Raw genomic sequence first — 26,364 nt, forward strand, 5'->3', positions numbered from 1 at the left:
CTCAATTATCGTTTTTCAATCGCAGCAAACTTACAAGTATCGTAACAAGCACCACATTTAATACATTTTTCTTGATCAATAACATGTAATTTCTTAACCTCGCCAGAAATACAGTTTACTGGGCATACACGGGCACATGCTGTACAGCCGATACACTTTTCTTCAAGAATATGGTAACTTAACAGGGATGTACATTGACCTGCTGGGCACTTTTTGTCATTAATATGAGCCAAATACTCATCATAGAATGCATCCAAAGTTGATAAAATCGGATTAGGCGCTGTTTGACCTAGACCGCATAATGAAGCACTCTTTATTGTACGGCTTAATCTTTTTAGTTCGTCAATATGTTTCATTTCGCCTTTACCATCAACAATAACTTCAAGAAGCTCATGTAAACGTTTTGTACCTATACGACAAGGCGTACATTTTCCACAAGACTCTTCTACAGTAAATTCAAGATAGAATTTGGCAATTGCCGGCATACAGTCATCTTCATCCATGACAATCATCCCACCAGATCCCATCATAGAACCTGCAGCAATAAGATTATCAAAGTCGATTGGTGTATCCAGATCTTTTTCAGTTAAACAGCCACCGGATGGTCCACCCGTTTGAACCGCTTTAAACTTTTTGCCACCTTTTATGCCGCCACCGATATCATAAATGACTTCACGTAGGGTTGTCCCCATTGGAACTTCAATTAATCCAACATTGTTGATTTTACCGGCTAAAGCAAACACCTTAGTACCAGTAGATCGCTCTGTTCCGATTTTTGAATACCAATCTGCACCTTTTAATAAAATGACCGGCACGTTAGCAAAGGTTTCAACGTTATTTACATTCGTTGGTTTACCCCAGTAACCGGATTCAGCTGGGAATGGTGGTTTTGTAGTTGGTTCTCCACGTTCACCTTCCATTGAGTGAATCAATGCTGTTTCTTCTCCACATACGAATGCTCCTGCGCCGTAAGTCAATTCAATGTCAAATTCAAAGCCTGTTCCCATGATGTCTTGTCCTAGAAGACCATAATCTCTTGCATCACTAATGGCTTTTTCAAGACGTTTAATTGCTAAAGGGTACTCCGCTCGAATATAGACACGACCTTGTGTTGCACCTATTGCATAACCACATATTGCCATTGCTTCAATAACTGAATGTGGGTCACCTTCAAGAATTGAACGGTCCATAAAAGCACCTGGATCACCTTCATCCGCATTACAGATAACATATTTTTGGTCTGCATCATAACCTGCTGCAAATTGCCATTTAAGACCGGTAGGGAATCCTCCACCCCCACGGCCACGTAAACCGGAGTCTTTGATTAATTCGATAACATCTTCCGGTGTCATTTCTGTCAATGCTTTACCTATAGCTTGATACCCATCTCTTGCTATATAATCATCAATAACATCAGGATCAATTAAACCACAGTTTCTAAGGGCAATACGCATTTGCTTCTTATAGAAGTCCATATCCTTAGAATCAAATATAGTTTCTTTTGTATCAGGGTTGACATAAAGCAACCTTTCAACTTTTCTTCCTTTGACACAATGTTCAGTAATCATTTCTTCTGCGTCTTCCGGTTTAACTTGAACGTAAAATGTATTGTCAGGTAATATTTTAACGACAGGTCCTTTTTCGCAGAAACCAAAACAACCGGTTGTCAAAACTTGTACATCATCACTAAGATTGTTTGCTACAATAGCTTTTTCAAGATTCGTTACAATACCGTCCGCTTCGGCAGATTTACATCCTGTACCACCGCAAACCAGTACTTGTATTTTATAGTTAGCCATTTTTTAACCTCCTAACCTATTTTATTCAATTGTTTTATGGGTTTGTGGTATGATTCCGTCTACTAAAGTGCCTTCAACTATATGCTTTTCTATGATTTCCAGTGCCTTTTTTTGATCAACATTACCATAGACCACACCGTCTTGACCCGGTTGAACGACTTCTATTGTTGGCTCTGCATAACAATAACCCATACATCCTGTTTGCGTGACAACAACATTTTCTACGCCTTTTGCCGCACACTCATCTATGATATAGGTCATGATTTCTCTTGCTCCTGAAGCAATACCGCAAGTAGCCATGGCTACTCTCACTTTTACCAGGTTATCACTATTTTCACCTTTTTCTCTTAAGGCTACTTGAGATTGAACATCCTCTTTGATCTTTTTTAGATCTGCAAATGATTTTATTTTCGCCATCTGAATGCCTCCTTTATGATTTAGTAGTTGCTGATGATTTTTTTAACGTCTTCCACAGTTACACGACCATATACTTTTTCGCCTACCAATACAACCGGCGCAAGTCCACAAGCACCCACACAACGTAAAGCGTCAAGTGAAAACTTACCGTCTGCAGTGGTTTCGCCTATCTTTATACCCAACTCTTTCATAAATGCATCTTGTACCTTTTCTGCCCCTCTTACATAACAAGCAGTTCCCATACAAATAGCGATTGGATTTTCCCCTTTTGGTTCCATCGTGAAGTATGAATAGAAACTTACGACGCCAAAAACCTTAGCCGTTGATAAGTCCAACTTTTTAGCTATGAATTTCTGTACTTCCTCCGGTAAAAATCCGAAAATACTTTGTGCCTTGTGTAAGACACGAATAAGTTCGCCTTTTGTAGAAGGCATTGAATCAATATACTGTTCTAATTCATTAAATTTTTCAACAGTTAATTCAGTGTTAACAGCCATAATTTACCTCCTTAAGTATAATATTAAATAAAGTTATCTGTGTTACACTACATTTAAACTAAATCTGCTTTTTACAATATAGTTAAATCATTAACAATCTTGATAGCGAAAAATGCAGATTATGTCTCTATATTATTTTGAAGGTTTACTTCAAATAATAGTTCAATTAGGGGATTTTAGTTTTGTCAGTATCGCTTTAAGTGTTTTTTCTGATACATCGATGGTCTTTTTGCAACTACCTATATAGCCTAAATCATGTGCATCTGAGTTCTGTATAACTTGATGATTTGGATATTCTTTTATATAGAAATCTATTGCATTATGTCTAGAAATCTCTAAAGTCGGAAAATCAATGTTCTCAGGTATCATACCTAAGTTTGAGATAATACTATAGCTTGGTCGGTCTATATGGGCCGGAATGCACACCCCGTCATGATCAAGACATACCTCCACCACTTGTTCAAGGGATAAATCACATGCAAACGAAAGCAATCGATTGTTGGTTCCTATCGGATCGTCCTCATCATTAAACAGTATTTGTTCACCGAATATTTTACGATTATTCGGCCTATTGGGTAAGTGGTTATATACAATATCTTGTACCTTATTTGCTTGCTCAAGTGTTGGAAAAAGACAGACAAGATGGACTTCCTCTCTTGATTCTATCTCCATGCCAGGTATGACAATCAAATCAGATTTTAATGCAACCTTCATAACAGCTTCCACATTTTCACAGGTATTATGATCTGTTATAGCTATTACATCTACACCACATAGCTTTGACATATTAACGATATTATTTGGTGTCATGTCTTCATGACCACAGGGTGATAACGCCGTATGAATATGTAAATCATAAGAAATTTTCATAAGACCTCTCACTTTTCGTTAAATTATTGTCAATTTAAGCACAACATAGTTAATTATAGCAGATTATGTATATACTGTAAACAAATTTATCTTTTTTTAATGAATAAAACCCTTATAAATCAAGGTTTCACTCATTAAAATGGGACTGATTTTTATTATCATTTAGGATCAAACTTATCTTACTTAGATCGTATTCATTTTTTCTCAAAATCTATATGCTTTTTTAAAACCTTTTTTAAAAATTGTCCCGTGTATGACAAATCAATGTCAGCAACTTCTTCCGGTGTTCCAATGGCAACAATGCTTCCTCCTCGATCGCCGCCTTCCGGCCCTAGGTCAATAACATAATCTGTTGTTTTAATTACCTCCAAATTATGTTCTATGACAATCACCGTATTACCGGAATCTACTAAAGATTGAAGGATTTTAATAAGTTTGTGGACATCTGCAAAATGTAATCCTGTTGTTGGTTCATCTAATATATAGACTGTTTTACCTGTACTTCTTTTACTCAACTCTGTTGCTAATTTTACTCTTTGAGCTTCTCCACCGGATAGAGTTGTAGAGGGTTGACCTAATTTAATATAGGATAATCCTACATCATTAAGGCAGTCTAATTTTCTTCTGACTTTGGGTATATGTTCGAAAAAATGTATCGCATCTTCAACCGTCATATCTAAGACTTCTGAGATGTTTTTCCCTTTATATTTGATTTCTAAGGTTTCTCTATTGTATCTTTTACCATGACACACTTCACAAGGAACATAAATATCTGGAAGAAAATGCATTTCTATCTTATTGATACCGTCACCCCGACAAGCTTCACAACGTCCACCCTTCACATTGAAACTAAACCTACCTTTTTGATAACCTTTCATTTTGGCATCCACGGTTTTTGCAAAGATATCTCGAATTGGATCAAATAGTCCTGTATAAGTTGCCGGATTAGACCTAGGCGTTCTTCCAATTGGAGATTGATCAATATCAATGACTTTATCAAGGTATTCAAGACCTTGAATATCTTCATGCCTACCCGGCTTCATTTTAGCTCTATTTAGATCTCTTGCTAATCTCTTATAGAGAATTTCATTAATCAAGGAGCTTTTACCCGAACCGGAGACGCCTGTTACTGCCGTCAAAACACCAAGAGGTATGCTAACATCAATATTTTTCAGATTATTTTCAGATGCGCCCTTCACTACTAGCCAATCAACACCGACCGGACGTCTTTTTTTAGGAACAGCTATTCTTCTTCTCCCACTTAAGTAAGCACCCGTTATTGATTCTTTGTGTGCCATTATCTCCTCAGCAGTTCCAACAGCAACAATTTCTCCACCATGGACACCGGCTTTAGGGCCAATATCTACAACACAATCCGCTTCAAACATTGTATCTTCATCATGCTCTACAACAATTAAAGTGTTTCCCATATCTCTTAGATGTTTTAATGTAGACAGTAATCTAACATTGTCTCTTTGATGAAGGCCAATAGACGGCTCGTCAAGAATATAAACAACACCGACTAATCCTGATCCTATTTGGGTCGCTAATCGAATACGTTGAGCTTCACCTCCTGATAAAGTACCTGCCATTCTGGACAAGGAGAGATAATCTAAACCGACATCCATCAGGAATTTTATACGCGCTCCAATTTCTTTCAAAATCTGATTACCTATTATATGTTGTCGCTCTGCCAAAGGGAGATTTTCCATAAACGCTTTAACATCATTGATGGACATTTCAGTTACTTCCGATATATTTAGTTTCCCTAACTTGACCGCCAAAGAAGCCGGTCTCAATCTTGCACCATGACAACTTGGACAATCATTATTGGTCATAAGGCTTTGATACTCTTGACGCATATATTCTGATGTTGTTTCCTTATAACGACGCTCCAAACTGTTTAGGATTCCTTCGAAAGCAGTATCGTATGCGCCTTCACCATGACTATGGGCATAAACAACACGTACTTTTTCATTTCCGGTACCGTATAGAATAATATCCTGGATTTTTTTATCTAAAGCCTCAAAGGGTGTCTTTAAACTAAATCTATACTTTAAGGATAGGGCTCTAAATATGCTGCTCACATGACTGTCTTCATTAGAGGCTGATGACCACCCAGGTGCTTTAATGGCGCCTTCATCAATCGAAAGGCTTCCATTCGGTATAACAAGATCTTTATCAAATTCCATCGTAAAACCTAACCCATGACACTCCGGGCAGGCTCCATATGGATTATTAAAAGAAAACATTCTTGGTTCAATTTCATCAAAGCTAATATGCCCATCAGGGCAAGCAAAGTTCTGATTGAAATTAATGGCTTCTTCACCAATGACGTCTATACGCAAGCTTCCACCTGTAATATGCATAACTGTTTCAATAGAATCTGTCAATCGTTTACCTATGGTAGGTTTAACAACTAATCTGTCTACTACAACATCGACATCATGTTTTTTATTCTTGTCCAGTGCTATTTCTTCTGACAAATTGTAAAGATTACCATCAACAAGCACCCTAACATAACCACTTTTTCTAGCTTGATCCAATATTTTTTGATGTTGTCCTTTTTTTCCTCTTACTACAGGTGCTAAGAGTTGGATTTTTTTGCCTTCTTCCAATTGTAGAATCTGATCTACGATCTGATCAATGGTTTGCTTTTTTATTTCTTTGCCACAGGTTGGACAATATGGAATACCGATACGTGCAAATAATAATCTGAAGTAATCATATATCTCAGTTACTGTACCTACCGTGGACCTAGGGTTTCTACTAGTTGTTTTTTGGTCAATGGATATCGCGGGTGATAACCCTTCTATGCTATCTACGTCTGGTTTTTCCATCTGTCCTAAAAATTGTCTCGCATAAGATGACAATGACTCCATGTAGCGCCTTTGACCTTCTGCATACAGAGTATCAAATGCTAGAGAAGATTTACCGGAGCCGCTAAGACCTGTAAAAACAATCATTTTATCTCTTGGAATGGTTAAATTAACATTTTTTAAGTTGTGTTCACGTGCACCTTTAATAATTATATTATGACTTGACATGGTCTCACCTCTGCGATTATTCTCTAACATGTAGTTGTTTTTTTAGTATAAGTAGTTCATCTCTAAGCAATGCCGCCTTTTCAAATTGAAGGTCTGCTGCAGCTATCTTCATCTCTTTTGATAACTTTGTTATCAATACATCAAGTTCAAAGCGGTCCATAGATTCTGGATCTTTTTTTAATGTATAACTGCCTTTTTCTTCGGCAGCCTTTGATATTCTAATAATATCCCTGACTGCTTTTATAATAGATTCAGGTGTGATATCATGCGCTTCATTATATGCTTTTTGTATGCCACGCCTTCGATTGGTTTCGTCTATAGCTGAGGACATTGAACGGGTTATTTTATCTGCATACATGATTACCCGTCCTTCAGCGTTACGAGCTGCACGTCCAATCGTCTGAACCAATGCGGTCTCAGATCTAAGAAACCCTTCTTTATCTGCATCTACGATTGCTACAAGGGAAACTTCCGGTATGTCTAGACCTTCCCTTAGGAGATTGATTCCGATAAGCACATCAAAAACATCTAAGCGTAAGTCTCTTATAATCTCCATGCGTTCTAGTGTTTTTATGTCACTATGGAGGTATCTTACTTTTACGCCCATTTCTTTCATGTAGTTCGTCAGATTTTCCGACATCTTTTTAGTTAAAGTGGTCACCAAAACCTTACCTTTAGCTTCCGTCACCTTATGGACTTCATGAATTAGATTATCAATTTGGCCTTTTACTGGACGTATCTCAACCACCGGATCTAATAAACCTGTGGGTCGTATAATCTGCTCAGCGTATGATTGTTGAACCTCTTTTTCATACGGCCCCGGTGTTGCAGAAACAAAGAGAACTTGATTTATTTTTGACTCGAATTCAGTGAAATTTAATGGTCGGTTGTCTTTTGCTGAAGGAAGTCTAAAGCCATATTCTACTAATGTACTTTTCCTTGCTTGGTCACCTGCATACATACCTCGGATTTGAGGGATTGTCATGTGGGACTCATCTATCATCAATAGAAAGTCTTTAGGAAAATAATCTATTAATGTATGTGGTGGCTCGCCTTCTTTAAGCCCAGTTAAATGTCTTGAATAATTCTCAATACCTGAACAGAATCCAGTTTCTTTCATCATCTCTATATCAAAGTTGGTTCTCTGAGCTATTCGTTGAGCTTCTAGAAGCTTATCCTCTTCTTTAAAAGCTTGCACAACTTCTAGCATTTCTTTCTTTATTGCTTCAATGGCTGTATTTAGTTTTTCTTCGCCAATTACATAATGAGATGCAGGAAAAATAAGTAAATGTTCTAACTCCCTAAGTACTTCACCTGTTAAAACATTGATTTCGAGTAGTCGATCAATCTCATCTCCAAAGAATTCAATTCTTAAAGCAAGATCTGTTATGGCTGCCGGAATAACTTCTACCACATCGCCTCTTACTCTAAATGTGCCTCTTTGAAAGTCTATATCATTGCGATCGTATTGAATCTCAATAAGTTTTTTTAGGATGTCATCTCTTTCCTTCAACATGCCTTTTCTTAGTGATATAACCATCTTTCCATAATCTATAGGACTTCCAAGTCCATATATACACGATACACTTGCAATAATGATGACATCATCTCTTTCTGCTAAAGCTGCCGTTGCAGAATGCCGTAATCTATCAATTTCTTCATTAATTGAACTGTCTTTTTCAATAAATGTATCTGTATGTGCAACATAGGCTTCCGGTTGATAATAGTCATAATAGCTTACAAAATATTCTACTGCATTATGCGGGAAAAACTCTTTAAACTCACTGTAAAGTTGGGCAGCTAGGGTCTTATTATGGGCCATGATTAACGTAGGCTTTCCTATTTTTTGAATAACATTGGCCATCGTAAAGGTTTTTCCGGAACCTGTCACCCCAAGTAATGTTTCAAATTTGTTGTTTTTTTCGAACCCTTTTACAAGAGCTTCAATGGCATCCGGCTGATCTCCTGTAGGTTGAAAGTCAGAAACCAAATCAAATCTCGCCATAGTGATACCTCGTTTCAATATATATTTCATTCCGCATTTACTAATCCTTCAACGATATCGTTTTGACCTTTTACACAAATATTATATCATATAAATTTCAGGATGCAAACGTATGTTCTGTTACGTGGGAGATTGTTCTATTCTTGTATCATGTCCATAATTGTATCAATTGCCGCATCCAGCTGGGGGTCCCAATCGTCCGGCACCCTTGCATTTTCTTCTAATTCAGGGATTTCCGCTACTACGTCCGGTTCAATCCCCACGCCTTGGATGTAATGACCGTCTGCTGTGAAGTATTTGGCAACCGTCACTTTTAATACAGATCCATCACTAAGAATGACCGGTTGTTGTACCAATCCTTTCCCAAAAGTGGTTGTACCTACGATGACACCTCTCTCATGATCTTTGATTGCACCAGCTAGAATTTCTGAAGCGCTAGCACTAGACTGATTGACTAAGACTACCAGTGGCTTTTTAAACTGTCTTTCCTCATCTGAATATACCGTTGCTTTGTTTCCCTCTTTATCTTCAGTATAATAGATTACACCTTTTGGTAAAAGTTCATCCGCAATAGCCGCTACCACATGGGTTAACCCACCACCGTTGTACCTTAAATCAATAATCATTCCTTCTTGATTCTGAGCTTCTAATTCAAAAAATGCTTCCATAAATTGTGCTTCTGTGACCCTATCAAATCCACCTATTCTTAAATAACCGATATTATTTTCCAACATTTCATGACTAACTGTTGGGACAACAATCTCATCTCTGACTACTGAATATTCTAATACTTTATCATTTCTCCTCACCTTAATAATAACCGTTGTTCCCTTTTCACCTTTTATCAATTTGACTAATTCTTCTGTTGTCATACCGGACACGTCCACACCATCAACAGAAATAAAACGGTCCATGGCTTTAAGGCCCGCCTTTTCACTTGGAGAACCTACCATTGGAGCAATAATTAATAGCTCCTCTTTTGTTTCACCAAAGCCTACATAGGCGCCTATGCCCTCATAGGTCCCATCAATACCTTCTGTAAAACTCTTGAACTCATCTTTAGAAAAATATACAGTATAAGGATCACCGACACCATCGACAAAACCTTTATAGGCCTCTTTAAACATAATATCAGGGTCTATATCCTCATAATAATACATATTTAATTTTTCTAAGATGTCTTCAAACTTTTCATCTTGACTTTTATATTCACTTTCAATTAAGCCTAATCCTGCTGATTTTGTAAAATCAAGTAGCGACTGCACGCCAAAGTATAGAGCACCTACTAGTAGTGAAATGCTAATACCAGTGCCCAATCCAATCCAAAAACTTTTTTTACTTTTCATTTCTGTCTCCTTAATTCACCTATTTATCTTATGTTATGTATTATAGCATCTGTTTATGTCAATTCAAAATCAAAATTATAAATAGAAAGACCATCTTCAAATGAGATGGTCTTTCTCGATTTTTATCACTTTACATAAAGCATGGGATCCACCCATTCCCCATGTATCTGTATACCAAAATGTAGATGATTGCCTGTTGACCAACCTGTTGAACCTATCTCGGCAATCTTCTCACCTCTTGTAACCGCCTGTCCTGTTGTTACTAGAAGCTTAGAACAATGGGCATATATGGTGGCATAACCACTACCATGGTCAATAATAATATAGTTGCCATAAGAACTACTGTACTTAGACAGTATGACCACACCTTTTTCAGCTGCTGTTATGGGTATGCCACCGGGTGCGGCAATATCTATTCCGTTATGCGTTCTTGTCGTTTTGAAAATCGGATGAACCCTAGGCCCAAAGGGTGAAGATATTCTATACCAACCTGGAACAGGCCATTCCATTTTCCCACCCTTGTAGACTAAGGTACTACGCCTAATGAGCTCTTTTATTTCTTCATCAACAGCTTTTTCAGCTTTCTCTAACTCAATCATCATATTTTCATAGACTTTTTGGTCTTCTGAGTAATTGGCAACTTCTTGATTCTTTGTAAGAATCTTGTCCTCAAGCTGAATTTTCTTAAGGTTTGTTTCAGCAGACATATGGCTAAGTTGAACTTCTTCTGCCTTAAGTTTAGCTTCTTTCTCTGTTATTGTTGCTTCAATATTCTCTAGATTTTTAAATAGTTTATTGTCAAACTCCAACAATCGATTGATGTACTCTAATCGGTTAAAAAAGTCCACCATATCTTTAGAAGCAAATAAAACTTCTAAATAACCTGAATTGCCATACTCATACATAACCTTGATTCTATCTTTAGCCTGTTCATTGAGTATGTCTTTTTCCTTCTTGATATTATTGAGTTCAATCAGTGTATCTTCTATTTCTATATGTTTGGTCTCTATCTGACGATTAAGATCATTCAGAAGGAATTCAGTATCCAATATATCCACTTCAATCTTTTCTATAGACTGAAGAGCCACTTTTAGCTCTGTCTTTGTGTTTGCCAAATTCTTTTGAACTGTCTCAAACTCTTTTTCTATGTTTTCTTTTTTCTTTTCTAACTCTTCCATCTTAGAGCCATGGACATGGGTTCCAAGTATTAGGCTCATCATCAGCAAGGCTAATACTAGAAATTTTTTCTTCAAATTACGCCGCCTCCTATACTTTTAAATATTTGTGGATTGTTACGCGACTTCCAATGAGTCCAATCATAATTCCAAATAATGCCGCCATTGGTATTAAGTTTTTGTATATGTCAAAAATGTTCATAAAGATTAAATAATTACTGATTAGCACAAACTCAGTCGTTACAAGTTCAATGACTTTTTCATAGAATACATAAATAATGGATAATGGAATTACTGTTCCTATGATGCCAATAATGCCACCTTCTATAATAAATGGACCTTTTATAAAAGCATCTTTTGCTCCAATATACTTCATGATTTCGATTTCTTTTTGCCTTGTTGATATACCAAGTCGTATGGTATTGGATATCAAGAATATAGAAATAATTAGTAAAATGGCTACTAAAACAAGGCTAGCATAGCGCACCAATGTATTGAAACTTTGCATGATTTCAACAACCTGCTCTGCTTGCCTAATATTTCTGACATTCGGCAGTGCTTCAATGTATGCAACCAAATCCCTTTGAGTCTCTAGTCTAGCAAAATAAACTTCTAAAGATGCTGAGTCTTTTAATGGATTTTCACCTTCAAAACCTGCCAGTTGATCCTCTTTTCCTGAAAAATATTCATTCTTAAAACTCGTCCAAGCTTCCTCTGGTGATATATAATTCACTTTATGGACTTCATTTCTTGCTTCTAAAAGGTTCTTAATTTCGATAATTTGCTCTTCGCTTGTACCTTCATCAAAAAACACTGTCATCCCCATAGTTGTTTCTATCGCCTCTAACATATAATCCATATTGACACTCACCGTATAAAAAATGCCAACCATAAATATACAGGCTGATATGGTCGTAATAGAAGCGAAGGACATGAGCTGATTCTTAATGATGTTCATAAAACCTTGGCCCATTAAATAAAAAATCGTTCTAATTTTCATAGCCATAATCCCCCTTTTGCATGTCTCTGATGACACGACCTTCTCTAAGGGTTATGACGCGCTTTTTCATCGAGTTTACAACTTCCTTGTCATGAGTTACCACTACAACGGTTGTCCCTCTTAGATTGATGTCCAAGAGCAACTTCATGATCTCCCAAGATGTTTTTGGATCTAGGTTTCCCGTTGGTTCATCTGCAAGTAAAATCGGAGGATTGTTGACAATCGCTCTTGCTAAGGCTGCTCTTTGCTGCTCACCACCTGAAAGCTGTTTCGGATGCATATTTGCTTTTTGTGACAACCCCACAAGGGAGAGCACCATCGGTACATTCCGTCGTATGGTTCTTATTGGTGCTTCAGTCACCTTTAAAGTAAAAGCTACATTATTATATATCGTCATTTTTTCCAACAATCTAAAATCCTGAAATACAACACCAATACTTCTTCTTAATTTTGGTATCTTACTTCTTCTTAACTTGGTAATATCTTTTTCTTCAATATAGAGCTTACCACTTGTTGGATTGATTTCCTTCATTAGCATTTTAATAAGTGTTGATTTCCCAGAGCCTGAACTTCCGACAATAAATACAAAGGCTCCTTTTTCTATCTCAAATGACACGTCATCCAAAGCTTTTACACCATTCGGATACACTTTTGTCACATTTTCTAATCGAATCATTTTAAGCCTCCCAGCGCCTTTAAGCCAACTGAACTTCTTTAAAAAAATGCATTCATTCTTCTAACAAGTTATGTTAAGTCACTTATGTGAATCTTTCTAGTCTTTGGCCGATTTGTCAAAACTATAAAAGTATGTGTCTTAGAAAAAGCAAACTTGGTTATCAACACCAAACTTGCTTTCCATGTTCTAAGAGAATCAAAACCGAATAACTTTTTGAATCTTTAATCCTAATAATCAGATTCAACCATGTATTTCATGTATTTTACGACCATTAAAGCAATCTTGAAAGTTATTGCATCTTCAAAAACTCTCAAATCCAATCCAGTGTTTTTTTGTAGCTTATCTAAACGATACACTAAAGTGTTTCTATGGATATAAAGCTGTCTAGACGTTTCTGAAACATTAAGACTGTTTTCAAAAAACTTATTAATAGTGGATAATGTTTCTTCATCAAAATCATCCGGTGATTTATCTTGGAATATTTCAGAAATAAACATCTTACATAAAGGAATAGGCAGTTGATAGATTAGACGTCCAATACCCAAACGGCTATAAGCCATAATATGGGTTTCTGTATAAAAAATCTTGCCAACTTCTAATGCCATCTTTGCTTCTTTATAAGACCTTGATACATCCTTAATATCCCGTACTGCTGTACCGATGGCTATAAAAACCGAACTCATAGCTTCAGCATTTAAGGTGTCCAGAATCATTTTTGCAATACTGTCTATTTCCTCTTGGCCATCAGACTCTTTTAGTTCCTTAACTAGTATGATATTTTTCTCGTCTACAGCTGTTATGAATTCCTTGGTCTTAGATGGGAATATATTTCTAACCACTTCAAGAGCGTTATTGTCTTTTTCCATTTTTGTTTCAATAATAAAAGCAACACGTTTAATATCCGTGTCAATATGAAGTTTTTTGGAACGATTATAAATGTCGACCAGCAATAAATTGTCCAGTAAAAGATTCTTAACAAAGTTGTCTTTATCAAAACGTTCTTTGTAAGCCACTAGCAAATTTTGGATCTGAAAGGATGCAATCTTTCCAATTTTATAGACATCTTCTGCCTCACCTCTTGCTGATACAACATACTCAACTGTATTGTCATCAAAGACTTTGAAAAACTGGTATCCTTGAACCAACTGACTTTCTGCCTGAGAGTTTACAAAATCAGGAACAGCAAAATTGTATTCATCCATTTTATCTTCTTCTGTTGCGGCTATTACTTTACCTTCTGCATCCATAACACTGAGTTCAATTCTTGTTATGGTTTTAAGTCCGTCAATGGTCGTTTGCAATATTTGATTAGATATCATATGATAGTCTCCTTATACTCAATATTGAGCTACTCGTATAGCTACAATTCATTTCGAGCTAAACCTAACTCTATTCTATAGCATATTATTCAAAATTAAAAGAGGAAATACACATTTTTGTGCATTCCCTCTCATTTAATTTGGTTTAATCTAGTTTGTAATGACTTGCTCTGTTTCTTTATCAAATATATGTAGTCTTTTCAAATCAAATGCTACTGTTACAGTTTCACCTGGTTTAGCTTTTGATCTTGGACCTACTCGAGCTGTGCAATCATAATTATCAACTGAGCCAATCAATATAATCTCTGCGCCAAGCATTTCTGTAACATTAACTTCGAAATTAACCAAAGCACCTGGGTGAGATGATATAAAAGCGTCTTCGTCATGAATATCCTCTGGACGAATGCCTAAAATAATTTCTTTACCAACATAGCCGCCATCAATGAGTTTTTGTGCTTTTTCTTCAATCAATATAACTGAGTTTTTACCAAAAAGTAGTGCCACTTCATTATCGTTTTTTTCCACCTTTGCTTCTATAAAGTTCATTTGTGGTGAACCAATAAAACCAGCAACAAATACATTATTAGGTCTTTCATATAAATTTGAAGGAGAATCACATTGCTGAATTATTCCATCTTTCATAACGACAATTCTTGTACCTAGGGTCATAGCCTCAACTTGGTCATGGGTAACATAAATAATTGTTGTTTGAAGTCTTCTGTGTAGCTTAGAAATCTCAACACGCATCTGAACCCTTAATTTAGCATCTAAGTTGGATAAAGGTTCGTCCATAAGGAACACCTTAGGTTCTCTTACAATTGCACGTCCCATGGCAACACGTTGTCTTTGACCACCTGATAAAGCCTTCGGTTTGCGATCTAATAATACTTCTATGCCGAGAATCTTTGCTGCTTCTTGAACGCGTCTGTCTATTTCCGCCTTTGGTGTTTTACGTAATTTTAGCCCAAAAGCCATGTTATCATACACGGTCATGTGTGGGTACAAAGCATAGTTTTGGAAAACCATAGCAATGTCCCTATCTTTGGGTTCTACATCATTAACCCTTTTATCACCAATATAAAGTTCGCCTTCACTGATGTCTTCAAGACCAGCAATCATCCTTAGTGTTGTAGACTTGCCGCATCCAGATGGTCCAACAAAGATGATGAACTCCTTGTCTTCAACATCAAGACTGAAATCCTGTACCGCTGTTACATTGCCAGGATATACTTTTTTAATACCTTTTAAAGATAAACTTGCCATAATTACGCGTGCCCCCTTGCGAATAGTTGTGATTATAAGTGCATTGTTTTTGCAACTGTTAGATACTGCTGTTACTCATGAAAATAACTATACTATATCTGATTGCTTAAAACCACTGGTTAATTCAACAAAAGGCTTAAACACAATTTGTTCATATTGCATACGGCTTATTCTTTCATGTATTATTGAACACATCCTTTGATTATTTATAGAGATTATAACGAAGTTTTATAACAGCTTTATCATTATTCTATGCCGTCTATAGGCAACTTCACTGAAGTTGGCTTACTTTTTTCGACAACTTATGAAGCCGAATTCTTCGATTTGATTTTATTTTTTTTACCGTTTACATATTTCTTAACATAATGCCCATTTTTCAAGGAAGAAAATCGGGTTTCTATAGTAAATCTTCTAAAACTCATAATGCTCATACTCTTTAAACCCTTCTCCAAGTACTTCTCGAACATCTGTAACAATAACAAATGCTCTTGGGTCTGATATTTTAACAATTTCTTTTAGCTTGACGATTTGTCTTTTCGAAACAACGCAAAAAAGTACATGCTTAGCTGAAGCTGTAAACATACCTTCTCCCGTTAAACCGGTTACACCTCGGTCAAGTTCCGACATTATGTTTTCAGCTATGGTTTTATGATGATCTGAAATGATGAATGCAGCTTTTGAAAAATGCAAACCATCTAAAATAGCATCAATAACTTTCACAGAAATAAAAACCGAAATTACCGCATACAATGTTGCTTCCGCTCCAAAAAGTAAGACGCCTGAAAAAATAATGATTGAATCCAAAATCATCATGATTCTAGCCACAGATATATGCTTAATGACATGTTGGATTAGACTGGCAGCAAGATCTGTACCTCCTGTAGTTGAAAAAGCCGAAAAGACCAAGCCTAAACCAGCACCTGCTAATACGCCGCCGAAAACACTGGCAAGAAGAATATCTTTCGTCAAAACCGGTACCCACTGCGTATAAAAAAGAGCAAAGGATAAAAAAAAGGTTGCAAATAGACTCCGTCTTCCAAAATCCTTGCCTTTGACAATAATCGCCAAAATAAATAAAGGTATATTGATGACCATATTGGTCAGCCAAAGAGGTATACCCTCTTTTACAATATTTAAAGTTAATCCCTTAACAATAATAGCTATACCTGTAACACCCCCTGTGACCATATCTAAGGGCTCAAAAAAAGCATTAATTGCACTGGCCAATATGGTAACACCAACGATGATGTACAGATAATCCACCCAAGCTTTTCGTGTTCTAATTAATTCCATCATCCGTCTCCTATAGGTATTTTTTACCTTCGACTATAACCTTAAACAAAAATATAGGGAGTTTAAGCATTCTTTTAGCACGCGTGGGTTGTGTAATCAAACGGTAGAACCATTCCAATCCTAGTTTTATGAAAAGCTTCGGTGCCCGTCTAACCTTCCCTGACATTCCATCAAAAGATCCTCCAACACCCATTAGTACACTTGCTTTTAATCTGTCTCTATTGTTTTTGATCCAGTATTCTTGCTTTGGCGCACCAAGTCCAACGAGAAGAAAATCCGGGTCTGTAGCATTGATACGTTCAACTATATCCTGATCGTGATCGTGATCGAAGAATCCATTGTGTACACCTACAATCTTTAAGTTGGAATATTTATCCAGCATTTTTTCCTTAGCCAGTTCAGCTACGCCTTGGCCGGCACCCAAAAAATATACGCTTATTCCTTTATTTTCAATCTGTCTGAAAACCTCTTGAACCAAATCATAGCCTGCCACTCTTTCTGGTAATGGTTGACCTAGTATTTTTGAAGCAATGACAACACCTATTCCATCCGGAACTACCAGTTCACTATCATTAAGTACAGCTTGTAACTTAGAGTCATGATAGGCCTCCATAACAATTTCTGGATTTGGCGTAAAAACAGAAGCTTTCTTCCGTTCTTGTAAACATTTTACAATGAAGGCTGCAGCTTCTGATCTTGTGACATGATGAAACTTCGTACCTAATATATTAATGGTCCTTCTATTTGCTATCATTTTAATGTGTACGCCCCCTTAATCATAACAAAGGCTTTTTCAGTAATCTTTATCCCTCTTCCATCATCTCTAGCGATTAAGAGATGATGCTGCATAGGTACAAAAGTTCCCCCTTTAAGGTCGACGCCTTGTGTCAGATCCGCCAACCCATCTCCATTTTTCCCTTGAATAACTGTTGCTTTTCCTGCTCGTAAAATAAGCTCTGTTCCGCCACCACACAAAATCGTATCTCCTACTTCGGCCTCCACAACAATAAAACTGTTGCCTGACTGGCCAGCAATCTGTTGATCTATGTAAGCATAGACGGCCTTCATATCTATTTTTTCTGATTCCTCTGTTGACCCATTTGGGTTTATTTTAGCCAATAGGGTTGTCATGAGTTCATTGTTTTTCTGGTCCACATAAGATTTTGTTACTAATGGGTCATTTACCGTACCCGGTTCTGTAGATCCCGCCTCTGTACTAATGCCAACAACCCAAGTGACCATAATAACCAGATATAATAAAGCAATTATAACACTTATTTTTTTCTTCATCTTAAGCCACCTCATTCTTTATTCTTCTGTATTTCCTAGAACTATGATAATCTGATGCGTCTGATTCATCAATTCCGGTTGAATAATCATTTCAGAATCCTTAAAAAATGTTTTTATTTCTGTATATGCCTCAGGTATAGGGACATATATTTTTGTCTTTTCTACAGGCTTATTTTCATAATCTACTGCTTCAATAGGATCATAGCCTTGTTCCTTTAATTTATCTCTTGTTTTACCTGCAAGCCCTTTAATATTAGTACCATTTTGCACAGATATGGTCAAGGTTTTTATATCAATAATCTCCTCTGGTGACACATCTATAACCGCTTCATCAATACTGTCTGAAGCTAGATATGGTTCATTGATGATTTTATCCAAGAGTTCTTTAGTTGCATCATAATCATAGATATAGTAAGAACCACCCTTATCACTGGGGTCTCTTGGCAACATGTGCATAACAAAGTTCTCCGGCTTGATTCGATCAAGGAATATTAAATAATCCACTGCCTGCTCAAAATTAGTATCCACCTTAACCAAAACAGCACCGACCACATTCACCATATTCAGTCTGTTTTTTGTATTCAGCAACTGTTCTACAAAAGCTTTCATAAATACTTGTTGCATCTCAACACGGCCTACATCACCACTGGCATAACCCGATCTAAATCTGACCAATTGTTCGGCTTGTGCACCGTTAATATATTGTTCACCCTTTTTTAAATTAATGTATAAATTCTGCAATGGGTCACTGTATTTCATATCCACGGGTATATCTATCTTGATTTCACCAATCGTGTCAACGATATACCTAAATACGTCTAATTTGATGTTCACATAATAATCAATAGGAATACCAAGGTTACTCTCAAGAACTTCTACAGAAGCCTCATTTCGATTTTCCTTCACATAAGCTGGTATGGCATTGATTTTGACAACCTGGTTCACATCATTTCTTCGTTCTTTGATTTTACTGTACATATCGTCAGGTATTTTTATCCTTGTGTCTCTCGGAACCGAAAGTATGTCTATTTTACCACTTTCATGATGAAAAAACACAACCATAGTTACATCTGTCCGATAGCTATCTTCATCCACTCCAAAAACAGCAAAAGTGGTCAACTTTTTGTCACCGAAAATATCTTTTCCATCGGGATCCGCCGCATTTGCAGCCCCATACTCTGTTAAATTATATTTAGATAAATCTAACATACCTCCAATACTATTGCCCATAACAACAACATAAATTACTGTACCAATACCGACGACTGCCATGAGCAACGCAAAGGTTGATAAAAATATTTGTATGAATTTATTAATCAACTGTTTTTTTTGCTTTTTTTTAGACACAATGAAGCCTCCTATATACGATCTTTATACATCCTTATGAATTCTTTTTATACCATTAATCCTTAGCTTATTCAAATTAAAATCTATGAATTCTACTTTCCACTTATCTCGTTTCTTAATGATGGATTAGGCTAGGTAGCTGGTCAAGCACTTATAAATCATCTGCGGTTGTTGAATTATGAATCAGTGCATCTACAGCGTCTCTTGCTTCTTCCAGATCATAGTACTGAAACCATCTTTCATCGACCATCTCTCCATATGAAGGTATGGTCATCATGTTCTCCGGTGACAACACATGTTCTAACTCTAGATTGAAAAAAAATTCGGCGTACTTTAACATAACAACCATGCCAAAATCTGTATCAATATACTTATAGCCTTTTGAAATCAGCTGGCTAATCTGATTGAAATCTCCAGAACCTAAGACTTGATCCACCATAGCAGCAATGAACGCTTGCTGGACTTGAATTCTTTGCAAATCACCCATTCTGTACTTACGGTATCTAACCAACTGCTCGGCTTTATCCCCATCCAGCAGTTGGGGACCAGGTTGTAAATCTATATACAAATCTTGTACAGGGTCTGAATAATACATTCTTTGGGGCACATCAAATTCAACGCCGCCTACTGCATCCACCACTTCACGTAAACCTGATGAATCAATGGTCATGATATAATCAATCTTCAAGCCTGTTATGCCTTCAACAATCAGCCGTATATCTTCAAGCGCTCTCTCATCCCATCCTATTAGGGAATATATTTCAGTGAGCTTAGCATGGATTATCCTGTTTTTGGGATTGTTTTTTTTGATGGTTTTGAAAGGTTCTTCATCAAAGTAGATTTCTAAGTCTCTAGGTATGGAAATAAGTTGTACCTTATTCTCCTTCGGGTCAATGTGACCAACCATAAGAACATCTGTCAAACCACCGGATGTGTCAAAGCCAATAAAAAGGCCATTAATCGATTCCGGTATAGTATTTTCTGCTTTTTCAGCTTCCCGTTCAGCATCCAGTTGCTCTTGATCCCTCATTTTTTGTGCTTCTAATTCTATTCTTGCTTCTTCCTCAGCAATTCTTTCTTCACCCTTCATTTCTATAACAGCAATTAAGGACATAGCTATAATACCCAAAGTTATGCCCAACAATAAGCCCATATGGTTCGAAAATTTATCCATTCATGTTACCCTCCATCTTCACTTCCTATATAATAACATATTTTTCATAAAATAAAAGCTTTGTAACACTTATTTAAAGGTTGGATATATTCCCTAATTCTTGTATAGTATAGTTAGTCAATTTTTTAAAGAAAGAAGGGATCAAAATGATTAATAACCCTGTAGCATTCGTTACCGGAGCCTCAAGAGGTATTGGAGAAGCCATTGCTATAACCTTAGCAAAAAACGGTTATGATTTGATTATAACTTCCAGCAAAAGTCAACTTGCCTTAGAAAATATCGCCCTGAAAATTGAGAAGCTTGGTGTACGCTGTTTGTGGATGACCTCGGATGTTAGCTCGTATGAAGATACCCAAAGACTTTTTGAGCGTATCGCAGATTATACAAATCATCTAGATCTAATGGTTAACAATGCCGCTTGTTCTTATGTGGGCTTGTTGACAGATATGTCCCTCGAAACATGGCACCATATTCTTAATACAAATCTTACCGGTTTATTCCATACCAGTAAATTTGCTATACCCATGATGGTTGCCAAAAAAAAGGGGGTGATTCTTAATATCTCTTCTATTTGGGGTGCTTCTGGTGCCTCCTGTGAAGTAGCCTATTCTGCTTCAAAAGGGGGTGTTAATACCTTCACCAAAGCATTAGCCAAAGAACTGGCACCTTCAAATATCCGTGTAAATGCTATTGCTTGTGGTGTGATTGACACACAAATGAATGCATGGCTGTCCTCTTCTGAAAAAGAAAACCTCATATCAGATATTGGTCTTGGACGTATGGGTACACCTCAAGATATTGCCAATATGGTATTATTTCTCGCCTCTGATGCTTCCGCCTATATTACCGGACAAATCATCACCGTTGATGGGGGTCTATAATCTGCTATATGGGCAATACTAAAGCCAGACGAAAGATTTTCGACTGGCTTTTTTAATTATTTTGCTTCCTGCTTTGTCTATATTGTTGCAACCATAACCGCTTTAATTGTATGCATCCGGTTTTCTGCCTCATCAAAAATAATTTGAGCATGTTTTTCAAAAACATCTTCTGTAATTTCATAACCTTTTACAGCCGGCAAACAGTGCATCACAATGGTCTCAGCCTTACACGTCATTTCCAGTAATCTTTGGTTGACTTGATAAGGCTTTAATATTTCAAGTCTTTCTTCTGCCTCTGCTTCTTCACCCATGGATACCCAAACATCGGTATAAATCACATCTGCGTCTTTTACTTGAGTAATCTCTTCTGTACACACAATTTCAGCGCCTGATTCTAAAGCGTATTTTTGACAAACCTTAATCAAGTCTGGTTGAGGCCACAAACTTTTAGGGGCAATGACTTTAAAATTAATACCCATCTTTGTCATTCCGATCATAAGACTGTTACCCATATTGTTTCTTCCATCGCCTATGTAGACAAAATTCAAACCTTTCAACTCACCAAACTGTTCTTTTATGGTTAATAAATCCGCCAGAATCTGTGTTGGATGATATTCATCCGTTAAACCGTTCCATACCGGTACACCACTGTACTTAGCTAATTTTTCAACTACGTCTTGCTTAAAGCCTCGAAACTGTATGCCATCAAATAATCTGCCAAGAACCCTAGCGGTATCTTCTACGGATTCTTTGTGCCCCAGCTGAATATCATTTTTCCCTAGATACTCAGGATGGCCACCTTCATCGACACATCCTACGGTAAAAGCACATCTTGTTCTTGTTGATGGCTTTTCAAAAATCAGTGCTACGTTCTTGCCGGCAAGCATTTCTCCTTTAATTCCCATACGTTTCTTCTGCTTCAAGTCCTTAGATAATTCAAGCAAGTATTCAAGTTCTGCTTTGGAAAAATCTTTCAACGTCAGAAGACTTCTACCTTTTAAATTTACTGCCACATCATCACCTCTGTATTATTATTCATAAAAACTTATATTTATAATATATCAATTCTTACTGCCTGTCAAGGATTATCCTTTTGACTGAAACTAAATGACGCTTCTACAGCATCTGAGCTTAAGGGCCTAAAAACCTCTCTTTCAATTTCTATAGCATACTCTTTTTCATTATTTATTGCTTCATCCTCAAAATACTCTTGAGAATTTATAACCATTTTGCCACGGCGATCGATTCGGTTGTACCTACATTTATTGTCTTTAATTTTACCCTTTACTACATCCATCAACTGAATTTCTAGGAGTGTTTTTACTCTAGCTTTAATGTTCTCATCTTCAACAGGAAAGAACAACTCTACCCGGCGGTCGAGGTTTCTTGGCATTAGATCCGCACTTGAAAGATAGATTTCTTCATTTTCATCATTAGCAAAGTAGTAAATTCGGCTATGCTCTAAGTATTTTCCAATAATACTTCGAACCGTGATGTTATGACTTATGCCTTCAATACCCGGAATTAATGAACATACACCTCTGACGATTAATTCAATCTCAACACCGGCTATTGAAGCTTTATAAAGTTCCTCAATTATTTCTTGATCACATAATGAATTCATTTTTGCAATGATTTTTCCTTTTTTACCTTGAAGGACATGTTGTATTTCGCGATGAATCAGATCAACAAACTTACCTCTAAGCCCTGTCGGTGCCATAGCTATTTTTAATAATTTGGGTGTATCTGAATAGCCCGAAATAGCATTGAAAATAGCAGATACATCTGCACCTATTTTTTCATTGCAAGTTAGCAAACCTAGGTCTGTATAAAACCTTGCAGTTATATCATTATAATTTCCTGTTCCTAGATGAACATAACGCCTTATGCCGGAAGCCTCACTTCTAACAATCAATGTGACTTTACTGTGTGTTTTTAACCCTACAAGACCGTAAATAACATGGCACCCGGATTTTTCAAGACTTTTGGCCCACTGTATGTTATTTTCTTCATCAAATCTAGCCTTTAGCTCCACCAAAACCGTCACTTGTTTACCTGCTTCAGCCGCCGCAGCTAGTGCTTTAATAATCGGCGATTGACCACTGACTCTGTAGAGCGTCTGTTTAATAGCCAGGACCTTATCGTCTTTTGCAGAAGACGTTATAAGTTCTACGACGGCATCGAATTTTTCAAAAGGGTGGGAAAGAAAAATATCCTTCTTTTGAATCGCTTCAAATAGGTCTGTTTCACCTAAGAGATCTTTAGGTTCACAGGGATCAAAATCTCTAAACTTAAGGTGATCATAACCTTTGAGACCATACAATTTCATTAAAAATGTCAAATCAACCGCACCTATAATGTAATATATATCCTTGGAATGAATATCAACAGATTTCTTCAATTTTTTTAAAAGTTTAGGGTCTATATGGCTTTGAACCTCAAGCCTTATCCCCTCACCCCATTTTCTTTTTTTGATGGATTTTTCGATTTCAATCAATAAGTCCTGAGCTTCCTCTTCATCTATAGATAAGTCTGAATTTCGGGTTAATCGATAGGCACTTGAACACTTAACATGATAGCCCACAAAAATCTTATCAATATTATCCATGATGATATCTTCAAGTAAAACGAAGGTTTTCTCTTCTTTATTTTCACTTAGAACTTTAACAAATCTAGGCAACACTGAAGGCACTTGTATTGTGGCAAAGACCTCTTCATCATCCTTTTTAAGGATAACAGCTACATTAAGGCTATTATTCAAAATCAGAGGGAAAGGCCGACTGGCATCCACACCCATAGGCGTTAATACGGGATAGATGAAGTCTTCAAAATATTCATCAAGATAATCATTCTGATCCTGATTCAACTCTTTTGGAGACAAAAAATGAATACCTACTTTTTTCAACCCCGGTATGATGGCCCTTTTATATAGATTACCCCTTTCTTGAACCATTTCATGAGTATAGGCGGTTATGGCCTCTAACTGTTTACTTGCATTCATACCCGAGAAATCCGGTTTTTCATAACCTACATTAACCTGTTCCTTTAAAGAAGCTACCCGTACCATAAAGAACTCATCTAAGTTGGAACTCACAATTGAAAGAAACTTAATTCGCTCAAAAAGTGGGTTTTCCGGATTCTGTGCCTCTTCAAGTACCCTTCTATTAAAGCTTAACCATGACAGCTCTCGGTTTTCATATAATTGACAATCTTTTAAATCTACATTCATTTTATAGCCCCCTATAAATCACGTGTAATAATCAGGATTGGCTTAATCCCAAACACTTCTTTGAAAAATTCAGATTTCTTTGAAAAATTCCATTCTTCTAATGTGGTATTCTTTACCGATTTACCTCTAATGATCAATTCTTTGTCTTTAATTCTAACCGACTCAATCTTGATTTTTTGTTTGTGACTTCGATCAAGAGCGTCTGCCATTCTTAGGATTCCAATAAGCTTTGCTACAATTATTCTTTCTTTTGTGGGCAATGCCGCTAGATTTTGATCTTGATCTTTCGAGACAACTATACCGTGGTATCTAGCTATATTTGCCACTATTTCCACTTCCAATGTAGACATCCCAAACAATTCCAAGGACTTAATAAGATTATAAGAATGCTCACTATGGTGATCAAGACTTATAAATTTTCCTATATCATGTAAAATGGTCGCTACACGAAGCAAGATCCGCTCTTCTTTCATACCATGAATCTTTCTTAATTTATCAAAAAGCAATAGTGCATGTGCCTCAACATGATTACAATGGGTTTCATCGTAGTTGAATTTTTTGGCTACTACGGTTGCACTTGTTATGATGTCTTGAATGGATATGTCATTCGTATGGAGATTATAGATATCCTCATAAATGAAACGAATGATACCATCCGCTAATGATATGTTAGGTATGATGATTTCTCCTGCTGTGGTTTTGTTAATAAACATGTTAATGAGCATCAGAGAAGGTACAATAATTTCTGCTCTTTCTTTTTTTATTTCATAATCTCTTCTTATTTCATCTGTTGTCTTCGACATGATTTCATCCGATATCGCTTTAAAATCCTTTTTCTTCATACTGTATATTGCTTCTCTTGCTTCATCATCCATCATACTTTGAATGACACCGATTTCACCACCGATTACGACTAAGTGTTTATAAGCATCTTGATCTTTTAAAAAATCCAAATCTTCTAAATTGGCTTCAATGTATTCTCTAAGCACTTTATAATATTTTGTGGTTTGATTTTCAAGTGCGCCTAATATTTCTTTGATTCTAAGCGCACCCATTTTTACATTTTGGCTGGATTTAAGCTCACCATTCTTAAAGGTAGTAATCTGGATACTGCCTGCACCGATAACAATAACAACTGCACCTTCCGAAGTTATTGTGTTGTAATCAAGCAGTTTGTGTTTTAATGCCTTTAGAGTCAAATACTGTTCTTGAGAATTGTCAATAATACGTATATCGAGGCCTGTCTTAAGCTTAATCTGGTCCATTATATAATCTTTATTAGATGCTTCCCTAATTGCGCTGGTTGCCATCATAACATACCTTTTTACACCATAGTCGTCCATTGTCATTCTGAAATTCTTGAGTATTTCACAGGTCTTATCTACGGACTCAAAGCTGACCTTTTCGTTAGCAAAAGTATCATGGCCCAGTACCGCTATTTTCCGAAATTTTTCAAGCAATCTAAAATCACCCGCTTTATTAATTTCACCTATTTTCATTCTTATGGCATGAGAACCCACATCTATTGCCGCTATAAGGTTTTTTGGCATATTTAACATCTCCTAGCTTTTTAATTAAATGACACTATAACCATATCCTATAATTATACCATATTATCTTAATGGATTATGTAATGTTCTATTAAATACTAAGTTAACTTTTATTCTGTGATGTGATTTGTATAGATTTATGATATAATAGCTACAGTAAAAAACCATGATTTTGAAGAATCGATG

Annotated in this window: 21 protein-coding genes; 1 reads left to right on the top strand and 20 read right to left on the bottom strand. The window is 36.5% G+C overall.

Annotation, left to right across the window (positions count from 1 at the left end; all coding sequences use genetic code 11):
• Positions 1-5 precede the first annotated feature (5 nt).
• From AC6F8J_RS00690 to AC6F8J_RS00770, 17 genes are all read right to left on the bottom strand, one after another.
• On the bottom strand, positions 6-1,799 hold the full coding sequence (locus AC6F8J_RS00690; RefSeq protein ID WP_500720324.1) for an NADH-ubiquinone oxidoreductase-F iron-sulfur binding region domain-containing protein: 1,794 nt from the start codon (positions 1,797-1,799) through the stop codon (positions 6-8).
• A gap of 21 nt (positions 1,800-1,820) precedes the next feature.
• Complete coding sequence (locus AC6F8J_RS00695) at positions 1,821-2,216, bottom strand: (2Fe-2S) ferredoxin domain-containing protein (protein ID WP_500720325.1); 396 nt, start codon at positions 2,214-2,216, stop codon at positions 1,821-1,823.
• A gap of 20 nt (positions 2,217-2,236) precedes the next feature.
• Positions 2,237-2,713, bottom strand: a complete 477-nt coding sequence (locus AC6F8J_RS00700) for an NAD(P)H-dependent oxidoreductase subunit E (RefSeq protein WP_500720326.1) — start codon at positions 2,711-2,713, stop codon at positions 2,237-2,239.
• A gap of 162 nt (positions 2,714-2,875) precedes the next feature.
• Complete coding sequence (locus AC6F8J_RS00705; protein WP_500720327.1) at positions 2,876-3,583, bottom strand: PHP domain-containing protein; 708 nt, start codon at positions 3,581-3,583, stop codon at positions 2,876-2,878.
• Positions 3,584-3,777: 194 nt separating this feature from the next.
• The gene (gene uvrA / locus AC6F8J_RS00710) at positions 3,778-6,660 is read right to left on the bottom strand and encodes an excinuclease ABC subunit UvrA (RefSeq protein ID WP_500720328.1); all 2,883 of its coding nucleotides are present in this window, start codon (positions 6,658-6,660) and stop codon (positions 3,778-3,780) included.
• Positions 6,647-8,635, bottom strand: a complete 1,989-nt coding sequence (gene uvrB / locus AC6F8J_RS00715; RefSeq protein WP_500720329.1) for an excinuclease ABC subunit UvrB — start codon at positions 8,633-8,635, stop codon at positions 6,647-6,649. The genes uvrA and uvrB overlap by 14 nt, the downstream gene beginning before the upstream one ends.
• A gap of 137 nt (positions 8,636-8,772) precedes the next feature.
• Positions 8,773-9,981 (bottom strand): S41 family peptidase, encoded by a 1,209-nt coding sequence (locus tag AC6F8J_RS00720; RefSeq protein WP_500720330.1) that lies wholly within the window; start codon positions 9,979-9,981, stop codon positions 8,773-8,775.
• 125 nt (positions 9,982-10,106) lie between these two features.
• Positions 10,107-11,234: a peptidoglycan DD-metalloendopeptidase family protein gene (locus tag AC6F8J_RS00725; RefSeq protein WP_500720331.1), complete on the bottom strand. Its 1,128-nt coding sequence runs from the start codon at positions 11,232-11,234 to the stop codon at positions 10,107-10,109.
• 13 nt (positions 11,235-11,247) lie between these two features.
• Positions 11,248-12,156, bottom strand: coding sequence for a permease-like cell division protein FtsX (gene ftsX, locus AC6F8J_RS00730; RefSeq protein WP_500720332.1), 909 nt, complete (start codon positions 12,154-12,156; stop codon positions 11,248-11,250).
• Positions 12,146-12,832: a cell division ATP-binding protein FtsE gene (gene ftsE / locus AC6F8J_RS00735; protein ID WP_500720333.1), complete on the bottom strand. Its 687-nt coding sequence runs from the start codon at positions 12,830-12,832 to the stop codon at positions 12,146-12,148. Before ftsE ends, ftsX begins: the two co-directional genes overlap by 11 nt.
• A gap of 227 nt (positions 12,833-13,059) precedes the next feature.
• On the bottom strand, positions 13,060-14,151 hold the full coding sequence (locus AC6F8J_RS00740) for a helix-turn-helix domain-containing protein (RefSeq protein WP_500720334.1): 1,092 nt from the start codon (positions 14,149-14,151) through the stop codon (positions 13,060-13,062).
• A gap of 150 nt (positions 14,152-14,301) precedes the next feature.
• Positions 14,302-15,414: a sn-glycerol-3-phosphate ABC transporter ATP-binding protein UgpC gene (locus AC6F8J_RS00745; RefSeq protein ID WP_500720335.1), complete on the bottom strand. Its 1,113-nt coding sequence runs from the start codon at positions 15,412-15,414 to the stop codon at positions 14,302-14,304.
• 411 nt (positions 15,415-15,825) lie between these two features.
• Positions 15,826-16,707 (bottom strand): YitT family protein, encoded by an 882-nt coding sequence (locus AC6F8J_RS00750; protein ID WP_500720336.1) that lies wholly within the window; start codon positions 16,705-16,707, stop codon positions 15,826-15,828.
• 10 nt (positions 16,708-16,717) lie between these two features.
• Positions 16,718-17,461, bottom strand: coding sequence for a WecB/TagA/CpsF family glycosyltransferase (locus tag AC6F8J_RS00755; protein ID WP_500720337.1), 744 nt, complete (start codon positions 17,459-17,461; stop codon positions 16,718-16,720).
• Positions 17,458-17,997 carry a hypothetical protein gene (locus AC6F8J_RS00760; protein WP_500720338.1) on the bottom strand — a complete coding sequence of 180 codons (540 nt, stop codon included), beginning with the start codon at positions 17,995-17,997 and terminating at the stop codon, positions 17,458-17,460. Before AC6F8J_RS00760 ends, AC6F8J_RS00755 begins: the two co-directional genes overlap by 4 nt.
• 18 nt (positions 17,998-18,015) lie before the next feature.
• Positions 18,016-19,344 carry an LCP family glycopolymer transferase gene (locus AC6F8J_RS00765; RefSeq protein ID WP_500720339.1) on the bottom strand — a complete coding sequence of 443 codons (1,329 nt, stop codon included), beginning with the start codon at positions 19,342-19,344 and terminating at the stop codon, positions 18,016-18,018.
• Between the two features lie 151 nt (positions 19,345-19,495).
• Entirely contained in the window at positions 19,496-20,518 is a 1,023-nt protein-coding gene (locus tag AC6F8J_RS00770) for an LCP family glycopolymer transferase (protein WP_500720340.1), read from the bottom strand.
• A gap of 149 nt (positions 20,519-20,667) precedes the next feature.
• On the opposite strand from AC6F8J_RS00770, the gene ymfI reads away from it, so the two are divergent.
• Positions 20,668-21,399, top strand: a complete 732-nt coding sequence (gene ymfI / locus AC6F8J_RS00775) for an elongation factor P 5-aminopentanone reductase (protein ID WP_500720403.1) — start codon at positions 20,668-20,670, stop codon at positions 21,397-21,399.
• Between the two features lie 77 nt (positions 21,400-21,476).
• Here ymfI and argF read toward each other — a convergent pair whose 3' ends face one another.
• The 3 genes from argF to AC6F8J_RS00790 all read right to left on the bottom strand — a co-directional run bounded on the left by argF (position 21,477) and on the right by AC6F8J_RS00790 (position 26,178).
• Positions 21,477-22,412 (bottom strand): ornithine carbamoyltransferase, encoded by a 936-nt coding sequence (gene argF / locus AC6F8J_RS00780; protein ID WP_500720341.1) that lies wholly within the window; start codon positions 22,410-22,412, stop codon positions 21,477-21,479.
• A gap of 65 nt (positions 22,413-22,477) precedes the next feature.
• Entirely contained in the window at positions 22,478-24,628 is a 2,151-nt protein-coding gene (locus AC6F8J_RS00785; protein WP_500720343.1) for an RNA degradosome polyphosphate kinase, read from the bottom strand.
• Between the two features lie 11 nt (positions 24,629-24,639).
• Complete coding sequence (locus AC6F8J_RS00790; protein ID WP_500720344.1) at positions 24,640-26,178, bottom strand: Ppx/GppA phosphatase family protein; 1,539 nt, start codon at positions 26,176-26,178, stop codon at positions 24,640-24,642.
• Positions 26,179-26,364 lie beyond the last annotated feature (186 nt).

This window comes from Petrocella sp., assembly GCF_059865615.1.

Coding starts and splice junctions, on each gene's coding strand:
- AC6F8J_RS00750 (WP_500720336.1), bottom strand. CDS start 16,707: ATGGAATTAATTAGAACACGAAAAGCTTGGGTGGATTATCTGTACATC.
- AC6F8J_RS00755 (WP_500720337.1), bottom strand. CDS start 17,461: ATGATAGCAAATAGAAGGACCATTAATATATTAGGTACGAAGTTTCAT.
- uvrB (WP_500720329.1), bottom strand. CDS start 8,635: ATGGCGAGATTTGATTTGGTTTCTGACTTTCAACCTACAGGAGATCAG.
- AC6F8J_RS00700 (WP_500720326.1), bottom strand. CDS start 2,713: ATGGCTGTTAACACTGAATTAACTGTTGAAAAATTTAATGAATTAGAA.
- AC6F8J_RS00695 (WP_500720325.1), bottom strand. CDS start 2,216: ATGGCGAAAATAAAATCATTTGCAGATCTAAAAAAGATCAAAGAGGAT.
- AC6F8J_RS00720 (WP_500720330.1), bottom strand. CDS start 9,981: ATGAAAAGTAAAAAAAGTTTTTGGATTGGATTGGGCACTGGTATTAGC.
- AC6F8J_RS00745 (WP_500720335.1), bottom strand. CDS start 15,414: ATGGCAAGTTTATCTTTAAAAGGTATTAAAAAAGTATATCCTGGCAAT.
- AC6F8J_RS00760 (WP_500720338.1), bottom strand. CDS start 17,997: ATGAAGAAAAAAATAAGTGTTATAATTGCTTTATTATATCTGGTTATT.
- AC6F8J_RS00770 (WP_500720340.1), bottom strand. CDS start 20,518: ATGGATAAATTTTCGAACCATATGGGCTTATTGTTGGGCATAACTTTG.
- AC6F8J_RS00690 (WP_500720324.1), bottom strand. CDS start 1,799: ATGGCTAACTATAAAATACAAGTACTGGTTTGCGGTGGTACAGGATGT.
- uvrA (WP_500720328.1), bottom strand. CDS start 6,660: ATGTTAGAGAATAATCGCAGAGGTGAGACCATGTCAAGTCATAATATA.
- AC6F8J_RS00705 (WP_500720327.1), bottom strand. CDS start 3,583: ATGAAAATTTCTTATGATTTACATATTCATACGGCGTTATCACCCTGT.
- ftsX (WP_500720332.1), bottom strand. CDS start 12,156: ATGAAAATTAGAACGATTTTTTATTTAATGGGCCAAGGTTTTATGAAC.
- AC6F8J_RS00740 (WP_500720334.1), bottom strand. CDS start 14,151: ATGATATCTAATCAAATATTGCAAACGACCATTGACGGACTTAAAACC.
- AC6F8J_RS00790 (WP_500720344.1), bottom strand. CDS start 26,178: ATGCCAAAAAACCTTATAGCGGCAATAGATGTGGGTTCTCATGCCATA.
- ftsE (WP_500720333.1), bottom strand. CDS start 12,832: ATGATTCGATTAGAAAATGTGACAAAAGTGTATCCGAATGGTGTAAAA.
- AC6F8J_RS00785 (WP_500720343.1), bottom strand. CDS start 24,628: ATGAATGTAGATTTAAAAGATTGTCAATTATATGAAAACCGAGAGCTG.